The organism is Cellulomonas telluris, from assembly GCF_004886325.1.
Classification (GTDB): Bacteria; Actinomycetota; Actinomycetes; order Actinomycetales; family Cellulomonadaceae; genus Cellulomonas; species Cellulomonas telluris.
In genome coordinates this window covers 1-557 of sequence record NZ_QXFN01000076.1, presented here as the reverse complement: position 1 = coordinate 557, position 557 = coordinate 1, and the positions used below count along the sequence as shown (strand labels likewise).

Annotated in this window: 1 protein-coding gene; it reads right to left on the bottom strand. The window is 70.0% G+C overall.

Annotated features, from left to right (window positions below; translation table 11 throughout):
- On the bottom strand, window positions 1-557 hold a 557-nt coding region (locus tag FB586_RS18815; protein WP_187697899.1), incomplete at both ends, for a glutathione S-transferase C-terminal domain-containing protein.

Here is a 557-nt window from a genome sequence, read left to right as displayed (position 1 = left end):
TTGTTGCGGTTGCACTTGAAGTGGCCGTGGTAGACCGCGTCGAAGCGGACGAGGGCCGTGAAGAGGCGGACGTCGGCCTCGGTGATCGCGTCGCCCATCAGGAAGCGGCGGTCGGCGAGGCGCTCCTCGAGCCAGTCGAGCGCGGTGAACAGCCGGGCGTAGGCGTCGTCGTACGCCTCCTGCGAGCCGGCGAAGCCGCAGCGGTAGACGCCGTTGTTGACCTCGGTGAAGACCCGCTTCATGACGGCCTCCATCTCCTCGCGGACGTCGGCGGGCCAGAGGTCCGGGACGTCGTCGCGCTGGTGGTCGCGCCACTCGAAGAAGAGGTCGTGGGTGATCTGCGGGAAGTCGTTGGTCACGACCTTGCCCGACTCGACCTCGACGATCGCGGGGACGGTGATGCCGCGCGGGTAGTCGGGCTCGCGGGCGAAGTAGGCCTCCTGGAGGCGCTCGATCCCCAGGACGGGGTCCTTGCCGCCCGGGTCGAGGTCGAAGGTCCAGCTGCGCTGGTCGTGGGTCGGGCCGGGGGCGCCCCAGGAGATGGCGTCCTCGAGGCC